Source organism: Pacificispira sp. HM-600 (assembly GCF_977993705.1).
This window is the reverse complement of record NZ_OZ388079.1, coordinates 3,276,114-3,296,193: the sequence shown is the minus strand read 5'-3', so window position 1 is coordinate 3,296,193 and position 20,080 is coordinate 3,276,114. Positions and strand designations below refer to the sequence as shown.

Genomic DNA, 20,080 nt, shown 5'->3' with positions numbered 1-20,080 from the left:
GTGTGGGCGTGAGTCCCCAGTCTAGAGAACTATCGGCGGGTCTGCCCGGCGCCGCGCGCGAGCCATTTGGTGCTGGTCAGCTCGGGCAGGCCCATCGGGCCCCGCGCGTGCAACTTCTGGGTCGAGATGCCGACCTCGGCACCGAACCCGAACTCCCCGCCGTCGGTGAAACGCGTGGATGCGTTGGCCATCACAACCGCAGCGTCCACCTCGGCCAGGAACCGCTCGGCGTGAGCCTCGTCGTCCGTGATGATCGACTCGGTGTGTCCGGTCGAGTGCTCACGGATGTGGGCGAGCGCGTCGTCCAGGTGGTCGACAACACGGATCGAGACATCGAGAGTGCCGTACTCGGTCGACCAGTCCTCGTCGGTCGCCGGGACGACATCCGAAATCAGGGAAGCAGTTCGCTCGTCGCCGTGCACCGTCACACCCTGCTCCTGGAGCGCCAGAGCCACGGTGGGCAACACGCGCTCAGCGGCCGACCCCACGACCAGCACGGTCTCGACGGCGTTGCAGACGCTCGGGCGCTGCACCTTGGCGTTCACGACGATGTCGCGGGCCCACTCGAGCCGTGCCGACTCGTCGAGCACGATGTGCACCACGCCGGCACCGGTCTCGATGACGGGAACGGATGACTCGGTCACCACGGTCTCGATCAGCTGGGCGCTGCCCCGAGGCACCAGGACATCCACGAGCCCGCGCGCCTGCATGAGCTCACGAGCACCCTCACGTCCGAAGTCGTCGACGGTCTGGATGGCTTCCGCATCGATGCCCCGGTCGGCGAGGGCCGTGCGCATGATGTCGACGAGCGCGGCGTTGGACTTCTCGGCAGCCGACCCGCCGCGCAGCACGACGGCGTTGCCGGAGCGGAGCGCCAGCGCCGCAATGTCGACCGTGACGTTGGGCCGAGCCTCGTAGATCGACCCGACGACACCGAACGGCACACTGACCTTCTGTAACACGACACCGTTCGGCAGCACCCGCTCATCGAGCAGGCGACCGACGGGGTCTGGCAGTTCGGCCACGGCGCGCACGGCCTCGGCGAGGGCGGCTACGCGCGGAGCATCCAATCGCAGTCGATCCTGCAGCGACTCCGACAGGCCCGTCGCGCGCCCGCGCGCCAGGTCCTCGTCGTTCGCAGCGATGATGCGATCGGATGCCTCGTCGATGGCGTGCGCGATCGCGCGAAGCATGCCCGCTTTGTCCCCATCGCCGAGGAGCCCAATACTGCGGGAGGCCGACTTCGCCAGACGCATCCGATCGCGGGCTGTCGTTTCGCCCCACGTATCCGCAGAAGACTCATCGCCAGGGATGCTCGACGTAGCGCTGGGGGCGGTGCTGGTCATCAGCCCAGTGTATCGGCGGGCTCGCCGCTGCCGGCGGGGGCATCAGCGGCCGCAGCGGGGAGGTTTGCGCTCGTCGACGCTGTGCGAACGGGCCCGGTCGGGGTGACGGGGGTCGCCCGCGGGTCGGGTTCGAACCAGGTTCCGATGGGGGCCCCGCCGAGCGCATCCGCGACGCGTGCGGCGCTCGTCACCAGCACCCCGACGCCGGCTGCTGTGGCGAGACGTGCCGCCGAGACCTTCGTGGCCGCTCCGCCGGTGCCGACACTGTTGACGACGACGGATCCGAACTCGTAGCCGCTCATGTCGTCGCCGAACGTCACGCGCTCGATCGGACGTGCGCCGGGTTGGCCGGGCGGCCGCGTGTAGAGGTTCTCGATATCGCTGAGCAGGACGAGCGCGTCAGCGCCGATCAGTTCGGCGACGAGGGCCGCGAGGCGGTCGTTGTCGCCGAATCGGATCTCGTGGGTGGCGACGGTGTCGTTCTCGTTCACGATCGGCAGGATGCGTAGGCCCAGGAGTCTCTCCATCGCCCGGCGCGCGTTCGAGCGCGGCGTGGAGTTTTCGAGGTCACCGGCGGTCAAGAGAACCTGGCCCGCCAGCACACCGAAGCGGTCGAGGCTCGTCTGGTAGCGCCACATGAGGACGTTCTGCCCGACGGCGGCCGCTGCCTGCTGCGTCGCGAGATCCGTGGGCCGGCCCTCGAGGTTCAAGAGCGGCAATGCGGTCGCGATGGCACCGGACGAGACCAGCACGACCTCGGTACCTCGAGCGTGAACATCGGCGAGGGCCGAGACGATGGCATCGATCGTCGCGGCCTGATCGCCGCTGATCGACGACGAACCGACCTTGACGACGATCCGCCTAGCGGCGGCGATATCGGCGCGGTGCAGGGTGCTCACGCGTCCCCCTCGACCTCGCCACGTTCCACGGCGGCGAGCCGCTGCACCTCGAACTCGGCACGGGCGTCTGCCTTGGCATCCATCCGCTCGTGGTAGCGCTCGCGGCGCTGCGACGTGGTGCGACGCGTGTTCATGTCGAGACGCGGGTCCATGCCGCGCGGGGCGGTCATGAGTTCGGCCGCGGAGCTCAGCGTCGGCTGCCAGTCGAAGACGACACCGTCACCCTCGCCGATGACGACGGTCGAGCCCGGCTCGGCCCCAGCACGGACAAGGCCGTCTTCGACGCCCAGCTTGGCCAAGCGATCGGCCAGGTAGCCCACGGCCTCTTCGTTCTGGAAGTCCGTCTGCTGAACCCAGCGCACGGGCTTATCGCCCAGCACGCGATAGAGGTTGCCGTAGGTGCCACCCTCGACACGGATCGTGTAGTCCTTCTCTTTGTCCGCGCGCGGCCGCAGGACGATGCGCTCGGGCGCCGGCTTCGCGGCCAGCTCGGCGCGATGTTCGGCGACGACCTCGCCCAGGGCGAAGGTCATTTCACGCAGACCCTCGTGCGCGACGGTGGAGATCTCGAACACGCGGTAGCCGCGCGACTCGAGCTCGGGCCGCACGAACTCGGCCAGCTCGCGACCCTCGGGCACGTCGATCTTGTTGAGCGCGATCAACTGCGGACGCTCGAGGAGGGGCAGCTGGTCTTCGGGCACGGGATACGCGCCCAGTTCCGCGAGAATCACGTCGAGGTCTGACAGCGGGTCGCGGCCCGGCTCGAGCGTCGCGCAGTCGAGCACGTGTACGAGCGCGGTGCAGCGCTCGACGTGACGGAGGAATTCGAGACCGAGACCGCGGCCTTCGCTGGCGCCTTCGATCAGACCGGGCACGTCGGCCACGGTGAAGCGCACCTCGCCCGCCTGAACGACACCGAGATTCGGATGCAGCGTCGTGAACGGGTAGTCGGCGATCTTGGGCCGTGCGGCAGAAATTGCGGCGATCAGGCTGGACTTGCCCGCCGACGGAAAACCGACGAGCGCCACGTCGGCGACGACCTTGAGCTCGAGAAGGACATCGCCCTCCCACCCGGGGGTGCCGAGCAGCGCAAAACCGGGCGCCTTGCGCTTGGGCGAGGCGAGGGCCGCGTTTCCGAGACCACCGATACCACCGGGCGCCACGACGAATCGCGTGCCGGGCTCGACCATGTCGATGAGGAGCTGGCCCGCGGCATCCTTCACCACGGTTCCGACGGGAACCGGAAGTTCGACGTCTTCGCCCGCGGCGCCCTGGCGCAGATCGCCGGCCCCGAACGCACCGTTGTTCGACGTGCGGTGCGGCGAGTGGTGGTACGACAGCAGCGTCGTGACCTGCGGGTCGGCGACGAGGACGATGTCGCCACCGTTGCCGCCGCTCGCGCCATCCGGTCCCGCGAGAGGCTTGAACTTCTCGCGACGAACCGAGACACAGCCGTTTCCGCCCTTGCCGGCACGCAGGTGGAGCGTCACCCGGTCAACGAATGAGACCATCGTGCACTCCTTTCACAAAATGGTCAGGGGGCGAGCCGAAGCCCGCCCCCTGACCGAAAACCACATTGCGGTTGTCGCGCTGTTACTCCGCTGCGACGACGATGTTGACGACCTTGCGGCCGCCCTTCTTGCCGAACTCGACCGAACCGGCCTGCAACGCGAACAGCGTGTCGTCGCCACCGCGACCCACGCCGGCGCCCGGGTGGAAGTGCGTTCCACGCTGGCGGACGATGATCTCGCCGGCGCTGACGACCTGGCCGCCGAAGCGCTTGACGCCCAGCCGCTGGGAGTTGGAGTCGCGACCGTTACGGGTGGAGCTTGCGCCCTTTTTGTGTGCCATCTCGAATCTCCCGCGCTTACTTGATGCCGGTTACCTTGACGCGCGTGAGGTCCTGACGGTGCCCCTGGCGCTTCTTGTAACCGGTCTTGTTCTTGAACTTCTGGATGATGATCTTGGGGCCGCGCAGCTCACCGAGAACCTCGGCGGTGACGGTCACCTGAGCCAGCTTGTCGGCGTCGGTGGTGACGTTGTCTCCGTCGACCAGGAGCACCGCGGGCAGCTCGATCTTGTCGCCGAGCTTGGCCTTCTGGCGATCGAGCACGACGATCGTGCCGACCTCGACCTTCTCCTGGCGGCCACCGGCGCGCACTACTGCGTAAACCACTTCACACCTGTTTCTCTGGGGAACCTTGTAGTTCCAAATGTCACGGAAGTCTTTGCTCCGCGGGGCACGGTATCCCGTGAGATTCCGTACTACCCGTGGTGCGGTGCGGAAGCTTCGCTCTGATCGTGCCGCGCGCAAAGCGGCAGCACGTGACGCACCAAGGGTCGAGTCTACCCGACGGAACCGGATGCGGCAAAAGCATCCACCCCGCGCGTCGCGGCATAAGATCTGCGAATGGCCATCCTGATCGACACGGCGCGATGGCCGGCCCACGGAAGACTGTGGGCGCACCTCATCAGCGACGACAACCTCGACGAGCTGCATGCCTTCGCCGCCGCCCAGAACATCCCCCGCCGCGGGTTCGATCTCGACCACTACGACGTTCCCGAAGAAGCTGTCGAACGACTCATCGCCGCCGGTGCACGCCAGGTAACGGCGCGCGAGCTCGTCTACGCGCTCCGTAACTCCGGGCTGCGCGTCACGGCGCGCGAGCGGCGCTCGCCCGGGCATTGAGCGAGCGGAAGCGGAACACGCTGAGGTGCGTTTCGTCTCGCTAGCGCTCGCTCAACGAACGGTGTCGGTCATTGAGCGAGCGGCAGCGAGTTCGGATGCCTACTCGTCAGCGCTCGGCATGGTGACGGGCGTGCCCGTCACGATCCCGGTCGACACACGACGACGCTGACGTCCCTGACCCGGAGCCTTCGGCTCGGGCAGAGCCTGCAGCACAGAGTCGAGCAGCTGGTCCTTCTCGGATTTCGGCGCGGCCGAACGCTGTTCGGACCGTTGGTCGCCTCGCTCGCCCCCGCGCTCAGCGCGGTCGCCGCGCTGTTCCGGACGCTTGCGGCGCTTCTTCCGCTCGCCGTCGCCGACCGGAGCGACAGGGCCCTCGGGCAGGACGATCTCGAGCGACTCGAGAGTCTCGATGGTCTCGCGCACTTCCTCGACCGTTGCGACGGCGGTGGCCGGCGCATCCGTCGACTCTGCTTCGGGTGCGGCGCCCAAGGTCGACGCGGCGATCTGGGCGAGGGCCGACTTGACGCCCTCGGTGATCACGTGGGTTCCACCGTTGCCGCCGTTGCCGTTGCCGCCGTTGTTGGACCCGTTGTTGCCACCGCGCGGACGACGGTTCGACCCGCCGTTGCTGGACGGCGCGGACGACGACGAGCGGTGCTTGACGACGGGGTCATGGTGCACGATCACACCGCGGCCCGCACAGACCTCGCAGTTCTCGCTGAACGTCTCGAGCAGGCCGAGCCCCAGCTTCTTACGGGTCATCTGCACGAGGCCGAGCGAGGTGACCTCGGCGACCTGGTGCTTCGTGCGGTCACGGCTCAGGCACTCCACGAGGCGTCGCAGCACGAGGTCGCGGTTGGACTCGAGCACCATGTCGATGAAGTCGACGACGATGATGCCGCCGATGTCGCGCAGCCGCAGCTGGCGAACGATCTCTTCGGCAGCCTCGAGGTTGTTCTTCGTGACGGTCTCTTCGAGGTTTCCCCCCGAGCCGACGAACTTGCCGGTGTTGACGTCGACGACCGTCATCGCTTCGGTGCGGTCGATCACGAGCGAACCGCCCGAGGGCAGCCAGACCTTGCGGTCCAGGGCCTTCTCGATCTGCTCCGTCACCCGGAACTCATCGAACGGATCGCGGTCGCCCTCGTACGGCTGAATGCGCTCCAGCAGGTCCGGGGCGACGGATTCGAGGTAACCCTCGATGGTCCGCTGCGCCTCTTCGCCCTGGATGAGCATCTTCGTGAAGTCTTCATTGAAGACATCCCGCACGATCTTGACCAAGAGGTCGGGCTCCGAGTGCAGCAGAGCAGGCGCCTGCACGTTCTCGAGCTGCGACGAGATGTGCTCCCACTGGCTCGTGAGGCGCTGCACGTCGCGCGTGAGCTGGTCTTCCGTCGCGCCCTCGGCCGCAGTGCGGACGATGACACCGGATGACTCGGGCAGGACTTCCTTGAGGATGCGCTTGAGGCGCGCCCGCTCGGTGTCGGGGAGCTTCCGCGAGATGCCGTTCATCGACCCCGCCGGCACGTACACGAGGTAGCGGCCCGGCAGCGAAATCTGGCTCGTCAGACGGGCGCCCTTGTGGCCGACCGGATCCTTCGTGACCTGGACGAGAACGCGATCGCCGGACTTCAGAGCGAGCTCGATACGACGCGGCTGGTTGCCCGTCTCGACGGCATCCCAGTCGACCTCGCCGGAGTACAGCACGGCGTTGCGTCCGCGACCGATGTCGACGAACGCGGCCTCCATGCTGGGCAGCACGTTCTGCACGCGACCGAGGTAGACGTTGCCGATAAGCGACGCGTCCTGGTTACGGGCGACGTAGTGCTCGACGAGAACCTTGTCCTCGAGCACGGCGATCTGGATGCGCCCGTTCTTGGAACGCACGATCATGTCTCGGTCGACGGCCTCACGGCGGGCGAGGAATTCGGCCTCGGTGACGACGGTACGACGCCGACCGGCCTCGCGGCCGTCGCGCCGACGCTGCTTCTTGGCCTCGAGGCGCGTCGAGCCTTTGATGCGCTGCGGCTCGGTGATGACCTCGACGGCGCGGGGCTGACGCACCCGGACGACCGTGGATGCATCCTGCGGCTCGTTGGTCTCTTCGCCCGCACGGCGGCGGTTGCGCCGACGCGACGAGCCCTGGGACTCGCGGGGGTTGCGCTCGTCAGGCTCGTCCCGCTCGGGGCGCTCGTCCCGCTCGGGGCGCTCGTCCCGACCTGTCGGGGCCGCGGGAAGCGGCACGATCTCGGGCGCATAGAACTTGAGCTGGGTCGAGACCTGCGACACGAAGACCTCGGGGAGCAGTCCCAGCGCTACCGCAGTGGGAATAGTCGGCTGGGGCGCGGACTCCGGCTCGGGCGCGGACTCAGGCTGCGCTCGAGCCTCGGATGCTTCCGCCGCGGGAGCTTCGGACTCAGGCGCCGACGCCTCGGGCTCTGCGGGCTCAGCCTCGGGCTCAGCGGGCTCAGCCTGGGGCGCCGCGGGCTCAGCCGCAGACGACTCTGGCTCGACAGAAGGCTCCTCGGTCTGCGGGGCGGCCTCTTCGGTCGCGGGCGCTGCTTCGTCGAGCGACGGAGCAGCCTCGGGCTCAGAAGAGGCACCCTCGGGCTCAGAAGAGGCACCCTCGGGCTCAGAAGAGGCACCTTCGGGCTCAGAAGGGGCACCCTCGCTCTGCGGGGCGTCCTCCACGCGCGTCAACGGCGGTTCGGCCGGTGACGCTTCCTGAAGGTCGTTGCGGTCATTGTCATTGTTGTCATCAGCCATCGCTGGCGCACTCCCTGCCGGGCGACATCCGCGCGTCACCTGGCGAAATCTCGTGCAGCACCGCACCTGCGGTGCCGCGAACTCACTCGGTCTGCAGCAGGCCCGTGGCTCGTGCTGCGAAGGGCGATCATCGCCCGAAGTCTTCGTCGATACCCGTCCGGCGCGGCCGGCGAGGCATCTAGATCTCATTATCGCATCATCCGGGGGCGAATGTCCGCCCCGCGCCGCGCGCGACGCCCTCGTGTCACGATTCACGCGTCCTTCTGTCCGGCTGTGCCCACGCCGTTCCCGCAGACTCCGGTGTCATAATCCGATGCATGGCAACGCCCTCCCAGACGCACACCCGACCCGTCGCCCTCGCGGTCTGGCTCATCATTGCGGGCGTAATCGGCTGGTGGGCCGCGTTTCAACTGACGCTCGAACGCATCCATCTGCTCGCCGACCCGAACGCGTCGCTGTCGTGCGACTTCAGCGTCCTCGTGCAGTGCCGCGCCAACCTCGAGTCATGGCAGGGCATGGTGTTTGGGTTCCCGAACCCGCTGATCGGACTCGGCGCATGGGTTGCGCCCATCGTCGTCGGCGTCGCCATCCTCGCCCGCGCACGCTTCGCGCGCTGGTTCTGGTGGTTGTTCGAGGTCGGGATGATTTTCGCGATCGGCTTCGTCATCTGGCTGATCGGCCAGAGCATCTACGTTCTCGGCACGCTCTGCCCGTGGTGCATGGTGACCTGGCTCGTGACGATCCCGACGTTCTTCGCCGTGACGCTGCACATCTTCCGGTCCGGGATCGTGCCCGTGCCGTCCGGGGTACGCAAGGCTGCCGACACGTTGATGGGATGGGTGCCGCTGATGGCAGTCGTCAGCTACGCGATCGTCGCGATCCTGGCGCAGCTGCGCCTCGACGTGCTGAACAACCTGTTCTGAGCGCAGTATCCGCGTTTCGACTCGCCGACGCTCGCTCAACAGCCGGACTCGGTCACTGAGCTTGTCGAAGTGACCCGCTGGGCCGGGTCACTGAGCTTGTCGAAGTGACCCGCTGGGCCGGGTCACTGAGCTTGTCGAAGTGACCCGCTGGACTCCTCGAAGTCAGTTCAGGCGAACCAGATACCGAGCTCGCGTGCGGCCGACTCGGGGCTGTCCGAGCCGTGCACGAGGTTCTGCTGTACGGCCAGGCCCCAGTCGCGGCCGAAGTCGCCGCGGATGGTTCCGGGCGCCGCGCCGGTGGGGTCGGTCGTGCCGGCGAGCGAGCGGAACCCCTCGATCACACGGTTGCCGGCGAGGCGGATCGCGACGGACGGGCCCGACATCATGAACTCGAGCAGCGGCTCGTAGAAGTGCTTGCCGGCGTGCTCGGCGTAGTGCGCCTCGAGCAGATCGCGGTCGGGCTCGACGAGCTTGATGTCGACGAGCGCATATCCCTTGCGTTCGATACGCGCCAGGATGTCTCCGGTCAGGCCTCGTGCGACACCGTCGGGCTTGACGAGAACGAGCGTCTCTTCCGTGATCATTGTGTTTCTCCTTCCGGCGCCGCAGCGCGCGTTCGTGCTTCGATTCTCGGTCCTTGGATGGTGGCGTACGCCCACATGCCACCGAAGATGAGGGCGATCAGTAGCATGGCGGGAACGAGGATCGCCGACAGCGCGACGATCACCTGCAGCACCCAGCCGGTGGCGATCCCGCGCGGTTTATCGACGAATCCGGTCGTCGCGATCATCACGACAGCGACGACGGCCCCCGCCACGATGCCGAACCAGTCGGGAATGCCTGCCGGAAGCACCTTGAGGCCGAAGATCACGAGCCCACCCAGAAAGACGATGATCGCCTCGAACCCCAGAACGACCGACGCGAGCTGAGCGGTCAGACTCCGCTTCGGGCGCGGGCGACGCTGTCGAGGTTGCCGGGCGGCGCTCACGACGCTGCCCCGCTCTTCCAGCCCTCGCTCGCAGCGAGCGACACGGCCTCACCCGCGAGCACGACCGATCCGGCGACGATCACGGCGCGACGAGCGGATTCTGCGGCCCAGGCACGCGCGGACTCCGCCGCGTCGTCGAGGTTCGGGTGCACGCTCGCGTGCAGCCCCGCGTCCTCGACGATGTCGGCGAGCGCGTCGGGGCTGTCGGCCCGGTCGGAATCGGGCGCGGTCACGAAGACCTCGGTCGCGATGGGCGTGAGAGCCGCGACGATGCCCGCGGCATCCTTGTCCCCGAGGACACCGAGGACGACGCCCCACTCGTCGAAGTCGAACGAGGCGCGCAGGGCCTCCGCCAGGGCGCGCGCACCGTGCGGGTTGTGCGCGGCGTCGACCAGCACGGTCGGGTTCGTGCCGACCAGTTGCAGGCGCCCGGGCGACGTCACGGCACCGAGGCCGTCCGCCAGGATGTCTCCCGCGATCGGCTGTGTCGCGCCCCCGATGAGGGACTCGACGGCCGCAATCGCGAGGGCCGCATTCGCGCCCTGGTGGGCGCCATAGAGGGGCAGATACTCATCGTCGTAGGTGCCGACGAGTCCGCGGACCGAGATCAGCTGCCCCCCGACCGCGAGGCGATCAGAGGTCAACGCGAAGTCTTCTCCCTCGAACGCGATCGTCGCGCCCCGGGCGGCGGCCGCTGCGCGCAGCACCGCGGCGGCCTCGGCCGGTTGGCGGGCCGAGACAACAGCCGCTCCGTCCTTGATGATTCCGGACTTGACCTCGGCGATCTTCGCGATCGTGTCGCCGAGTCGGTCGGCGTGGTCGAGGTCGATCGGGGCGAACACCGCGACATCCCCGTCCGCGGTGTTCGTCGAGTCCCACGACCCGCCCATGCCAACTTCGAGCACCAGGACGTCGATCGGAGCGTCCGCGAACGCGACGAAGGCCAGCGCGGTCAGCAGCTCGAAGAACGTCAGCGGCTCTTCGCCGGCCTCGACGAGCTCGGCGTCGACGAGTGCGACGAACGGCGTCATTTCGTCCCACGCGTCCGACACCGCGGCGTCGAGCACGGGGAACCCATCGATCATGATCCGCTCGGTGAACCGCTCGAGGTGCGGGCTCGTGAACAGTCCCGTCCGCAGCCCGTGGGCGCGCAGCAGGCTCTCGATAATGCGGCTCGTGCTCGTCTTGCCGTTCGTGCCGGTCACGTGCACGACGCGATACGTGCGCTGCGGATCGCCGAGGTAATCGAGCAGGCGCGCGGTGCGCTCCTTGCGCGGCTGTACCCACCGCTCCCCGGCGCGCGCGAGCAGCGCCGCGTAGACGGCATCCGCTCGAGCGGCGTCTTCCGGGGTGCTCTCTTCGGGCAGGTTGTCGGTCATGCGCGGCCTTCCGCTCGGGTCACGGCCACGGTGAATGCTCCGGTGTTCGCAAAGGCTCCCGCGGCGAAGGATGCCTGGTGCTCCGCTTTTGCTTTATCGCCCGCGAAGCTGCGCGACGACCCGCGCAGCGTGTCGTCCTTCGTTCCGAGCAGGTATTCAACCGCGAGGGTCTCGCCCGCGACATCCGCCAACTCGAAGCCCTCAGAAACGGCCTGTGCATCCGCATCGTTCTCGAACGTGATGCCGAGGTGGATGCGGTCGCTGACGTCGAATCCGGCCGCCTTTCGGGTGTCTTGCACCGCGCGGATCATGTCGCGCGCCAGGCCTTCGGCCTCGAGCTCGGGCGTCGTGGTCGTGTCGAGGACGACGAAACCATCGGTCGCGACGAGCAACCCGATGGCCTCTCCCTCGGGCCTTATCGAAGTGTCGCTGTCGAGCGACCCCTCGCCGTGCTGCAGCACGACGTCGCCGTCAGCGGTCTTCACGACGATTCCGCGATCGTCCTCGACCCAGGCCCCCGCCTTCGCGGCCTGGATGACTTGCTGCACGCGCTTGCCGAGCCTCGGCCCTGCGACCCGCGCGTTCACCACCAGTCGCAGGCCGAGTCCGTACTCGTCGTACGACTCCGGGCGCAGCTCCGCCAGCTGCACGGACTTCACATTGAGTTCTTCCAGCAAAATCGCTTCGAACTGCGCGAGAGATGCCGCGTCGGGCACGACAACGGTTAGTCGAGGGAGGGGCAGCCGTACGCGCCTGCCCTCCTTCTTGCGCAGGGCGTTCGCGACGCTCGAGACGTCACGGACGGCATCCATGGCCTTTCGGATGTCGGGGGCCGCGGGGAATGCGTCGGCATCCGGCCAATCCTGCAGATGGACGCTCCGCCCACCCGTCAGCCCCTGCCACACCCGCTCGCTGACGAGCGGGATGAGCGGAGCCGCAACGCGCGTGAGGGTCTCGAGCACCGTGTAGAGGGTGTCGAATGTCTCAGTCGTCGTCGGGTCGGACGGGTCGACACCCACCCAGAAACGGTCCCGCGAGCGGCGGATGTACCAGTTGGTCAGCACCTCGGCGAAGTCGCGCAGGCGAGCGGCCGCGGTCGTCGAATCGAGACCCTCGAGGTCGGCCGCAACATCTCGGACGAGTTCGCCGAGTAGCGCCAGGATGTATCGATCCAGCACATCGGTCGAGTCGGTGCGCCACGAGGCTTCGTAGCCTGCACTCGCGGTCCCTGAGCCTGTCGAAGGGCCACCAGCGAAGGCGGCGTTCGCATACGTCGAGAAGAAGTACCACGAGCTCCAGAGCGGCAGCAGGAACTCCCGCACGCCCGAGCGGATGCCCTCCTCCGTCACGACGAGGTTGCCACCCCGCAGCACCGAACTCGACATCAGGAACCAGCGCATGGCGTCGGATCCGTCGCGGTCGAGCACCTCCGAGACATCCGGATAGTTGCGCAGCGACTTCGACATCTTCTGTCCGTCGCTGCCCAGCACGATGCCGTGCGCCGACACCGCCTTGAACGCCGGGCGATCGAACAGCGCACCGGAGAGCACGTGCATGACGTAGAACCAGCCGCGCGTCTGCCCGATGTACTCGACGATGAAGTCGGCGGGGGCGTGCGTGTCGAACCAGTCGCGGTTCTCGAACGGGTAGTGCACCTGAGCGAACGGCATCGAGCCCGAGTCGAACCACACGTCGAGGACGTCCTCGATGCGGCGCATGGTGCTCTGGCCGGTCGGGTCGTCGGGGTTCGGGCGCGTGAGCTGGTCGATGTACGGGCGGTGCAGGTCGACCTCGCCCGCCTCGTTCCGCGGCAGTCTGCCGAAGTCGCGCTCGATGTCTTCGAGCGAACCGTACGCGTCGACGCGCGGGTGCTCGGGGTCGTCGCTCTTCCAGATCGGGATCGGCGAACCCCAGTAGCGGTTGCGGCTGATCGACCAGTCGCGCGCGCCCTCGACCCACTTGCCGAATTGGCCGTGCTTGACGTTTTCGGGCACCCAGGTGATGTCTTCGTTCAGCTCGACCAGCCGATCGCGGAAGTCCGTGACCCGCACGAACCAGCTCGACACGGCCTTGTAGATCAGGGGGTTCCGGCAGCGCCAGCAGTGCGGATACGAGTGCTCGTAGCTGGCCTCGCGAACGAGGCGCCCGGCCTGGCGCAGCACGCGGATGAGCGGCGTGTTGGCGTCCATCCACAGGTCGCCCGCGACATCCGTCACGGCGGGCAGGAACCGCCCGCCGTCGTCGAGACTCAGGATCGTCGGGATGCCGGCGGCCTCGCTCACCCGCTGGTCGTCCTCACCGTAGGCCGGCGCCTGGTGGACGATGCCCGTGCCGTCGGTCGTGGTGACGTAATCGTCGACGAGGATCCGCCACGCGTTGTCGGTGCCCCAGATCTCCGCATCCGCGTAGTAGTCGAAGAGCCGGTCGTAGGAGACATCCGCGAGCTCCGCGCCCATGATCTCGCGCTCGACGGCCTCGGCAGCGGCGGCGGCGTTCTCGTAGCCGAGATCCTTCGCGTAGCCCGCGAGCAGGTCGGCCGCCAGCAGGTAGCGGTGCGCGGATGCCTCGATCGGGTCATCCGCTTCGCCATCCGGCGTGCGGTGCACATCGGCGGCTCCCGCGGGGCCCGCAGGCAGGACGACGTACCGGATGTCCGGACCCACGGCGAGCGCCATGTTCGTCGGCAGCGTCCACGGCGTCGTCGTCCAGGCGAGTGCTCGCACGCCGGTCAGACCGAGCGCCTCGGCCTTCAACCCGACGAGGGGGAACGTGACGGTGACGGACGGGTCCTGACGCATCCGATAGACGTCGTCGTCCATGCGCAGCTCGTGGGTCGACAGCGGCGTCTCGTCGCGCCAGCAGTACGGCAGCACGCGGTAGCCCTCGTACGCGAGGCCCTTGTCGTACAGGGTCTTGAAGGCCCAGAGCACGCTCTCCATATACGAGGTGTCGAGGGTCTTGTAGCCGTTGCCGAAGTCGACCCAGCGCGCCTGGCGGGTGACGTAGTCCTGCCACTCGTGGGTGTAGGCCAGCACGGACTCACGCGCCTTGGCGTTGAAGGTGTCGATGCCCATGGCCTCGATCTGCGCCTTCTCGGTGATGCCGAGCTGCTTCATCGCCTCGAGCTCGGCGGGCAGTCCGTGCGTGTCCCACCCGAAGACACGGTCGACCTTCTTGCCGCGCATGGTCTGGAAGCGCGGGAAGAGGTCCTTGGCGTACCCGGTGAGCAGGTGCCCGTAATGGGGCAGGCCGTTGGCGAACGGCGGGCCGTCGTAGAAGACCCACTCTTCGCTGCCGTCACGCTGCGCGATGCTCGCGCGGAATGTGTCATCGTCGCGCCAGAAGTCGAGCACCTCGCGCTCGATCTCGGGAAAGCGGGGGCTCGCGGGGATCGCATCGGCGGCGGGTCCGAACGCTGAGGGCTGGGGGTATGTCATGGCTTCTCGCAGGTGCTGTCGTGTGCTTCCTGCCGGGACGACCCGTCGGATCCGATCCCTTTCGGGAGTCTTCGCCGCTCGAACCGCGGTACCACCCTGCTTGCCGCTATGCGCAGCCACTTTCACAGCGGCTGTGACGGGCCTGCCCCGCTCGGTTCTACTGAGGACCCCATCGTGACGGCGGGGTCCTGTTCTTCCGAGAGCTCCCCGGTGATGGCCGGATCAATGCTCGTGCCGCCAGTCTACCCGGAGCAAGCGGCGACCGTGCGGGCGCCCGGTGAACATCTGAGAGGAGTCTTGGGGCGCCATACCCCGGATGTGTCCGGTGGGCCAGCGTTGGCTGCGATTGAACCTCTCGGATGTACGGGGGCGGGACGTCCCACCCGCGTCTCGCGATAGCGTCGACGGATGGCCCGACGCGAAGAACATCCGTTCGCACCGAGGGTTTCGCCGCCCGATCTCCCCCGCGAGTTGACTGTCGCGCCCGGCCTGCGTCGGGGCGCCGAACACTTCCAGCAGTCGTTCACGGCGCTGGAGGAGACAACGGATGCCTCGCACTCCGAGATCTCCGAGTGCCGCTTCTTCAGGGCATCCGTCGATGCGCTCACCCTGACAGGGGCGAGCGTTGTGGATGTCGACATCGACCAGTTGCGTGCCACGACGATCTCTGCGCGCGGGGCGCGGCTCCGCCGAGTGCGGGTTGTAGGCGGGCGTATCGGCACCCTGGATCTCGCCACCGCCGACCTCGACGAGGTCGAGCTTCGCGGCATCCGCATCGACTATCTCTCACTCGGCGGCGCACGGATAGAAGACCTGCTCGTCGCCAACTGCGTGATCGGCAGCCTCGATCTGCCGCAGGCGACAGCGACCCGCGTGCGGTTCGACGACACCCGCGGCGATGAGGTGGATGTGCGCGGGCTCCGCGCTACGGACGTCGACCTTCGCGGGCTCGAGATGCTGTCACTCACCGACGCAACGGCTCTTCGCGGGACGACCCTCGATTCCACGCAGGTCGAAAGCATGGCCGCGGCGTTCGCCGCAGCCCTCGGCATTCAGGTCAAGGACTGACACCCGTGCTGCTCGAGACCCCGTGGCTGCTTCTCCGCGATCTTGCAGAGACGGATGCCTCAGCCCTGCACCGCGCGCTCGGCGACCCGATTGCAATGGCGGCCTACGAGCACGGGTTCGATCTCGACGAGACGCACGTCTGGATCCAGCGCCAGAGGGAGCGGTACGTCACGGACGGCTTCGGTCTCTGGGCCGTGGTGCTGCAGGCGACCGGCGAGGTGATCGGCGACTGCGGCATCACGACACAGAAGATCGAGGATGACGCGGTGATCGAGGTTGGCTACCACCTCGCCCGAGACCACTGGCACCAAGGCTATGCAACCGAGGCGGCGCGAGCGAGCATCGACTGGGCTTTCGCGACGCTGGATGTCGACGCTGTGTACGCGAAGGTGCGCGACACGAATCTCGCGTCCATGAACGTCGCGATCCGGCTCGGCATGACCGTGCGCCGCCGCTTCATCACGCGCTATCGGGATATCGACATGCCGCACCTCGCGTTTGCCGTGTCGCGTGATCGATGGGCGGGGCTCTCGAGCTCGTAGCCGTCACACCACGTGTAGTCGCTGGGCCACGGCGCGCATGAGCATCTCCTGCACCTCCGCCCATCCATTCAGGACCTGCCAGTAGCCGACGCGGATCACGTGGTAGCCGAGCAGCCGCAACGCCGCATCGTGCGCGATGTCTTGTTCGCGCTGCGGGCCCACGTGGTGCCCGCCGTCGATCTGCAGCACGAGTCGGTCCCCGATGAGCAGATCAACCCGGTGTCCCGCGATCCAGGTCTGACGTCGCAGCGGCAACCTCAGCCACCGCAGCCGCGGCACGACGAATGTCTCGATCCCCGAGTCCGACCAGGGGCTCGCGTGTTCGAGAAGTTTGCGAGCGGCGGCGGGCAGAGGCATCCGTCTGAGCGCATCCGGCTCGACCAGCTGCTTGTTCAGTGCCGACTCCCAGATGGCAAGCGCCGACTCATACGGCTGGCACGCGGCAACGAGCGCGAGCACGTTCTCAATCGGATCCTCGAGCGCATCCGGATGCCTCGGCACGACCGGCTTGTGCCAGTGCATCGTTGCCGCGGGCACCCTCACATTGCCCGCGTGCCGTGGCGCACCGACATGTGGCCGGTCATTCTCGAGCACCCATAGACCGAGTCGCCGTGCCTGCGTGATGCAGGTCAGTACGACACCGTTTCGGGCGGCGGCGATCAGGTCGGCATCCGCTCCCGGAGCGGCGAGCCACCCGCGGCGCGGCCTCAAGAGTCGCCCATCGGCCACGGCGGTCGTCAGCTGACGACTGGTGGCTCCTGCACGGCGAAGCACCTCGGAGCGAACCACGCCACCCCGCGCCCGCACGAACGACACCACATCCATCAACCCATTCGACATCTCAGCGCGCTGGCGCCGAGGCATCCTCTCCTGAATCGTGGACTACGCGCCGCTCCTGACCCTGTGGAGGACTCCCCGCACCGGAGCCGCCGTTCGTTCGGGAGGATCTGGTTATTCAGGAGGACGGATGCGCGCATATCGATCCTCCCGAGCGACCAGATCCTCCCGAGTGAACGCGCAGCGCGCCCAGCCCGCGCGATAAACTGAGCGAACATCCCCACACTCAGGCACGCACACACCGTGCCGCACATATCGAGGAGACACCCATGGCCGAAGTACCCGACAAGCCGGCTCTCGAGGGCCTCGAAAACAAGTGGGATGCGAAGTGGGATGCCTCGGGCACCTATCTCTTCGATCGTGCAGCGGCCCAGGCATCCAGCCGTCAGGGCGTCTACAGCGTCGACACTCCCCCGCCGACGGCGTCCGGGAGCCTGCACATCGGCCACGTGTTCAGCTACACGCACACCGACGTCACGGTGCGGTTCGAGCGGATGCGCGGCAAGACCGTGTTCTACCCCATGGGTTGGGACGACAACGGCCTGCCGACCGAGCGCCGCGTGCAGAACTATTACGGCGTGCGCTGCGACCCCACGCTCCCCTACGACGCCGACTTCACGCCCCCGTTCGAGGGCGGCGACAACAAGTCGAGCAAGGCCGCCGACCAGGTCCCGATCAGCCGCCGCAACTTCATCGAGCTGTGCGAGCGCCTCACCGTCGAGGACGAGAAGACCTTCGAGGCGCTCTGGCGAAATCTCGGACTGAGCGTCGACTGGACCCAGACGTACCGCACGATCTCGGACGACACGATCCGCACGAGCCAGCTCGCGTTTCTCAAGAACCTCGAGCGCGGCGAGGCCTACCGCGCCCTCGCGCCAACGCTGTGGGACGTCGACTTCCGCTCGGCGATCGCCCAGGCCGAGCTCGAAGACCGTGACCAGCCCGCCGCGTACCACCGCCTCGCCTTTCACAAGGCGGACGGCACGGGGGACGTCTTCATCGAGACCACGCGCCCCGAACTGCTGGCCGCGTGCGTTGCGCTCGTGGCGCACCCGGATGACGAGCGGTACCAGCCGCTGTTCGGCACGACCGTGACGAGCCCGCTGTTCGGTGTCGAGGTGCCGGTGCTCGCGCATCCGCTCGCCCAGAAAGACAAGGGCTCGGGCATCGCCATGATCTGTACGTTCGGCGATGTGACCGACATCATCTGGTGGCGTGAGCTCGACCTGCCCAACCGCACGATCATCGGCCGCGACGGCCGCATCATCGCCGAGGCCCCCGAGGCGCTCCAGAAGGATGCCGCGAAGGCGGCGTATGCGGAACTCGCGGGCAAGACCGTGTTCAGCGCCAAGAAGCGCATCGTCGAGCTGCTCGCCGAGTCCGGCGAGATGATCGGCGACCCGCGGCCCTTCACGCACGCCGTGAAGTTCTTCGAGAAGGGCGATCGGCCCCTCGAGATCGTCTCGACACGCCAGTGGTATCTGCGCAACGGCGCCCGTGACGCCGAGCTGCGCGAGAAGCTTCTCGCCCTGGGCAAGGAGATCTCGTGGCACCCCGACTTCATGCGGGTGCGGTACGAGAACTGGGTGAATGGCCTCACGGGCGACTGGCTCGTGTCGCGCCAGCGCTTCTTCGGCGTGCCGATCCCCGTCTGGTACCCCCTCGACGAGAACGGTGAGCGCGACGACGACCGCGTGCTGACCCCCGACGCCAGCCAGCTGCCGGTCGACCCTTCGACCGATGTGCCACCGGGCTACACCGCCGACCAGCGCGACGTGCCGGGTGGCTTCACCCCCGAGCTCGACATCTTCGACACCTGGGCTACCTCATCGCTGACTCCACAGCTCGCGGGCGGCTGGGAGCGCGATCCCGAACTCTGGAACCTCGTGGCGCCGTTCGATCTGCGCCCCCAGGGCCAGGACATCATCCGCACCTGGCTCTTCTCGACTCTGCTCCGCAGCGCGCTTGAGGACGGCCGCGCGCCCTGGACGGATGCCGCGATCTCGGGCTTCATCGTCGACCCCGACCGCAAGAAGATGTCGAAGTCGAAGGGCAACGTCGTCACGCCCGCCGACATCCTCGACCAGCACGGTTCGGATGCGGTCCGGTACTGGGCGGCATCCAGCCGGCTCGGCACCGACGCCGCCTTCGACCCGCAGAACCCGACGCAGATCAAGATCGGGCGACGCCTCGCGATCAAGGTGCTGAACGCGGCGAAGTTCGTGCTGTCGTTCCCGGTTCCCGAGGGCGCCGAGGTGACGCACGCACTGGATGCCTCGATGCTGGCCACCCTCGACGGCGTCGTCCGCGACGCCACGAAGGCGCTGGAGAACTACGACCACGCCCGCGCGCTGGAAGTGACAGAGTCGTTCTTCTGGACGTTCTGCGACGATTACCTCGAGCTCGTCAAGGAGCGCGCATACGACCGCACGAACGAGGGTCAGGCGTCGGCGGCTCTCGCGCTGCGCATCGCTCTCGAGACGCTGCTCGCGCTTTTCTCACCCGTGCTCGTGTTCGCGGCGGAAGAGGCGTGGTCGTGGTTCCACGACGAGTCGGTGCACACCAGCCCGTGGCCGAGCGCGATGGATCGCCCCGGCGACCCCGCGGTACTTGTCGCCGCGAGCGAGGCCCTGACGGGCATCCGTCGCGCCAAGACCGAGGCGAAGGCCTCGCAGAAGACCCCTGTTGCGCAGGCGACGATCGAGGGCACGGATGCGACCATCGCCGCGCTGCGCCTGGCCGAGGGTGATCTGCGTGCCGTCGGCCGCATCGAGAACATCGAATTCATCGCGGGCGAGACCACTCGGGTCTCGTCCATCGAACTGGCACCGGAGGTCTGACATGCAACTCGGAACCCGATGGACGGCGGGAGACGAGCCGCCCGCTGCCGTACCCGCAGCTCTTCGCGACGCGATCACTCAGGTCGAAGAGGCCACCGGCCCCGCTCAGGCCGGAGCGCCGAAGTCGCGCTGGACTCTGACGTGGCTCGAGGGACGCCCGATCGCGGAGATGGACTCGGGTGTCATCGTCGAGCTGAACGCCGACGGTGAGGCCGTCGTGCGTCACGACCCGGACGACGAATTCGGCTGATCCGGATCGCCGCGCACAGCGAGTCGCTTCGACGGGCTCAGCGACCGTGAGGAGACGTTGGCGACCGTGGTCGATCCCGTGAGCGCACCGACGACCCCAAAGCCTGTCGAAGGGTC

At 67.7% G+C, this 20,080-nt stretch carries 17 protein-coding genes; 6 read left to right on the top strand and 11 right to left on the bottom strand.

Annotated elements, in window-relative coordinates:
• Nucleotides 1-29: 29 nt before the first annotated feature.
• The 5 genes from ACXZ1E_RS15745 to rplU form a co-directional block, all read right to left on the bottom strand.
• Nucleotides 30-1,346 carry a glutamate-5-semialdehyde dehydrogenase gene (locus tag ACXZ1E_RS15745; protein ID WP_458351997.1) on the bottom strand — a complete coding sequence of 439 codons (1,317 nt, stop codon included), beginning with the start codon at nucleotides 1,344-1,346 and terminating at the stop codon, nucleotides 30-32.
• Entirely contained in the window at nucleotides 1,346-2,245 is a 900-nt protein-coding gene (proB, locus tag ACXZ1E_RS15740; RefSeq protein WP_458041378.1) for a glutamate 5-kinase, read from the bottom strand. Before proB ends, ACXZ1E_RS15745 begins: the two co-directional genes overlap by 1 nt.
• Entirely contained in the window at nucleotides 2,242-3,756 is a 1,515-nt protein-coding gene (gene obgE, locus ACXZ1E_RS15735) for a GTPase ObgE (protein WP_458041377.1), read from the bottom strand. The genes proB and obgE overlap by 4 nt, the downstream gene beginning before the upstream one ends.
• An 82-nt stretch (nucleotides 3,757-3,838) precedes the next feature.
• Nucleotides 3,839-4,096: a 50S ribosomal protein L27 gene (rpmA, locus tag ACXZ1E_RS15730; RefSeq protein ID WP_304689720.1), complete on the bottom strand. Its 258-nt coding sequence runs from the start codon at nucleotides 4,094-4,096 to the stop codon at nucleotides 3,839-3,841.
• A gap of 16 nt (nucleotides 4,097-4,112) precedes the next feature.
• Nucleotides 4,113-4,421: a 50S ribosomal protein L21 gene (rplU, locus tag ACXZ1E_RS15725; protein WP_198517648.1), complete on the bottom strand. Its 309-nt coding sequence runs from the start codon at nucleotides 4,419-4,421 to the stop codon at nucleotides 4,113-4,115.
• A 234-nt stretch (nucleotides 4,422-4,655) separates the two neighbouring features.
• On the opposite strand from rplU, the gene ACXZ1E_RS15720 reads away from it, so the two are divergent.
• On the top strand, nucleotides 4,656-4,934 hold the full coding sequence (locus tag ACXZ1E_RS15720) for a DUF4031 domain-containing protein (protein WP_458041376.1): 279 nt from the start codon (nucleotides 4,656-4,658) through the stop codon (nucleotides 4,932-4,934).
• Between the two features lie 99 nt (nucleotides 4,935-5,033).
• Here the strand turns inward: ACXZ1E_RS15720 and ACXZ1E_RS15715 are convergent, their stop codons facing one another.
• Complete coding sequence (locus ACXZ1E_RS15715) at nucleotides 5,034-7,700, bottom strand: Rne/Rng family ribonuclease (RefSeq protein WP_458041375.1); 2,667 nt, start codon at nucleotides 7,698-7,700, stop codon at nucleotides 5,034-5,036.
• Nucleotides 7,701-8,017: 317 nt separating this feature from the next.
• On the opposite strand from ACXZ1E_RS15715, the gene ACXZ1E_RS15710 reads away from it, so the two are divergent.
• Nucleotides 8,018-8,623, top strand: a complete 606-nt coding sequence (locus tag ACXZ1E_RS15710) for a vitamin K epoxide reductase family protein (RefSeq protein ID WP_458041374.1) — start codon at nucleotides 8,018-8,020, stop codon at nucleotides 8,621-8,623.
• Nucleotides 8,624-8,790: 167 nt separating this feature from the next.
• Here the strand turns inward: ACXZ1E_RS15710 and ndk are convergent, their stop codons facing one another.
• From ndk to ileS, 4 genes are read right to left on the bottom strand one after another with little or no spacing between them, the layout of a single operon-like run.
• Nucleotides 8,791-9,207, bottom strand: coding sequence for a nucleoside-diphosphate kinase (ndk, locus tag ACXZ1E_RS15705; protein ID WP_458041373.1), 417 nt, complete (start codon nucleotides 9,205-9,207; stop codon nucleotides 8,791-8,793).
• Nucleotides 9,204-9,611, bottom strand: coding sequence for a DUF4233 domain-containing protein (locus ACXZ1E_RS15700; protein ID WP_458041372.1), 408 nt, complete (start codon nucleotides 9,609-9,611; stop codon nucleotides 9,204-9,206). Before ACXZ1E_RS15700 ends, ndk begins: the two co-directional genes overlap by 4 nt.
• Nucleotides 9,608-10,990 carry a bifunctional folylpolyglutamate synthase/dihydrofolate synthase gene (locus tag ACXZ1E_RS15695; protein ID WP_458041371.1) on the bottom strand — a complete coding sequence of 461 codons (1,383 nt, stop codon included), beginning with the start codon at nucleotides 10,988-10,990 and terminating at the stop codon, nucleotides 9,608-9,610. The genes ACXZ1E_RS15700 and ACXZ1E_RS15695 overlap by 4 nt, the downstream gene beginning before the upstream one ends.
• Nucleotides 10,987-14,427, bottom strand: a complete 3,441-nt coding sequence (ileS, locus tag ACXZ1E_RS15690; protein WP_458041370.1) for an isoleucine--tRNA ligase — start codon at nucleotides 14,425-14,427, stop codon at nucleotides 10,987-10,989. Before ileS ends, ACXZ1E_RS15695 begins: the two co-directional genes overlap by 4 nt.
• A gap of 408 nt (nucleotides 14,428-14,835) precedes the next feature.
• Here ileS and ACXZ1E_RS15685 point away from each other — a divergent pair, with 408 nt between their 5' ends.
• Nucleotides 14,836-15,495, top strand: a complete 660-nt coding sequence (locus tag ACXZ1E_RS15685; protein ID WP_458041369.1) for a pentapeptide repeat-containing protein — start codon at nucleotides 14,836-14,838, stop codon at nucleotides 15,493-15,495.
• Nucleotides 15,496-15,500: 5 nt separating this feature from the next.
• Nucleotides 15,501-16,037, top strand: a complete 537-nt coding sequence (locus ACXZ1E_RS15680; protein WP_458041368.1) for a GNAT family N-acetyltransferase — start codon at nucleotides 15,501-15,503, stop codon at nucleotides 16,035-16,037.
• A gap of 3 nt (nucleotides 16,038-16,040) precedes the next feature.
• Here ACXZ1E_RS15680 and ACXZ1E_RS15675 read toward each other — a convergent pair whose 3' ends face one another.
• Nucleotides 16,041-16,862: a DUF559 domain-containing protein gene (locus tag ACXZ1E_RS15675; protein ID WP_458041367.1), complete on the bottom strand. Its 822-nt coding sequence runs from the start codon at nucleotides 16,860-16,862 to the stop codon at nucleotides 16,041-16,043.
• Nucleotides 16,863-17,143: 281 nt separating this feature from the next.
• Here ACXZ1E_RS15675 and valS point away from each other — a divergent pair, with 281 nt between their 5' ends.
• Nucleotides 17,144-19,714, top strand: coding sequence for a valine--tRNA ligase (valS, locus tag ACXZ1E_RS15670; RefSeq protein WP_458041366.1), 2,571 nt, complete (start codon nucleotides 17,144-17,146; stop codon nucleotides 19,712-19,714).
• 1 nt (nucleotide 19,715) lies between these two features.
• Nucleotides 19,716-19,964 (top strand): hypothetical protein, encoded by a 249-nt coding sequence (locus ACXZ1E_RS15665; RefSeq protein ID WP_458041365.1) that lies wholly within the window; start codon nucleotides 19,716-19,718, stop codon nucleotides 19,962-19,964.
• Nucleotides 19,965-20,080 lie beyond the last annotated feature (116 nt).

Excerpts from the sequence above, each read along its gene's own strand:
- ACXZ1E_RS15745 (WP_458351997.1), bottom strand. The coding sequence starts at position 1,346 with ATGACCAGCACCGCCCCCAGCGCTACGTCGAGCATCCCTGGCGATGAG.
- obgE (WP_458041377.1), bottom strand. The coding sequence starts at position 3,756 with ATGGTCTCATTCGTTGACCGGGTGACGCTCCACCTGCGTGCCGGCAAG.
- rpmA (WP_304689720.1), bottom strand. The coding sequence starts at position 4,096 with ATGGCACACAAAAAGGGCGCAAGCTCCACCCGTAACGGTCGCGACTCC.
- ACXZ1E_RS15720 (WP_458041376.1), top strand. The coding sequence starts at position 4,656 with ATGGCCATCCTGATCGACACGGCGCGATGGCCGGCCCACGGAAGACTG.
- ACXZ1E_RS15715 (WP_458041375.1), bottom strand. The coding sequence starts at position 7,700 with ATGGCTGATGACAACAATGACAATGACCGCAACGACCTTCAGGAAGCG.
- ACXZ1E_RS15710 (WP_458041374.1), top strand. The coding sequence starts at position 8,018 with ATGGCAACGCCCTCCCAGACGCACACCCGACCCGTCGCCCTCGCGGTC.
- ndk (WP_458041373.1), bottom strand. The coding sequence starts at position 9,207 with ATGATCACGGAAGAGACGCTCGTTCTCGTCAAGCCCGACGGTGTCGCA.
- ACXZ1E_RS15695 (WP_458041371.1), bottom strand. The coding sequence starts at position 10,990 with ATGACCGACAACCTGCCCGAAGAGAGCACCCCGGAAGACGCCGCTCGA.
- ileS (WP_458041370.1), bottom strand. The coding sequence starts at position 14,427 with ATGACATACCCCCAGCCCTCAGCGTTCGGACCCGCCGCCGATGCGATC.
- ACXZ1E_RS15685 (WP_458041369.1), top strand. The coding sequence starts at position 14,836 with ATGGCCCGACGCGAAGAACATCCGTTCGCACCGAGGGTTTCGCCGCCC.
- ACXZ1E_RS15675 (WP_458041367.1), bottom strand. The coding sequence starts at position 16,862 with ATGGATGTGGTGTCGTTCGTGCGGGCGCGGGGTGGCGTGGTTCGCTCC.
- valS (WP_458041366.1), top strand. The coding sequence starts at position 17,144 with ATGGCCGAAGTACCCGACAAGCCGGCTCTCGAGGGCCTCGAAAACAAG.
- ACXZ1E_RS15665 (WP_458041365.1), top strand. The coding sequence starts at position 19,716 with ATGCAACTCGGAACCCGATGGACGGCGGGAGACGAGCCGCCCGCTGCC.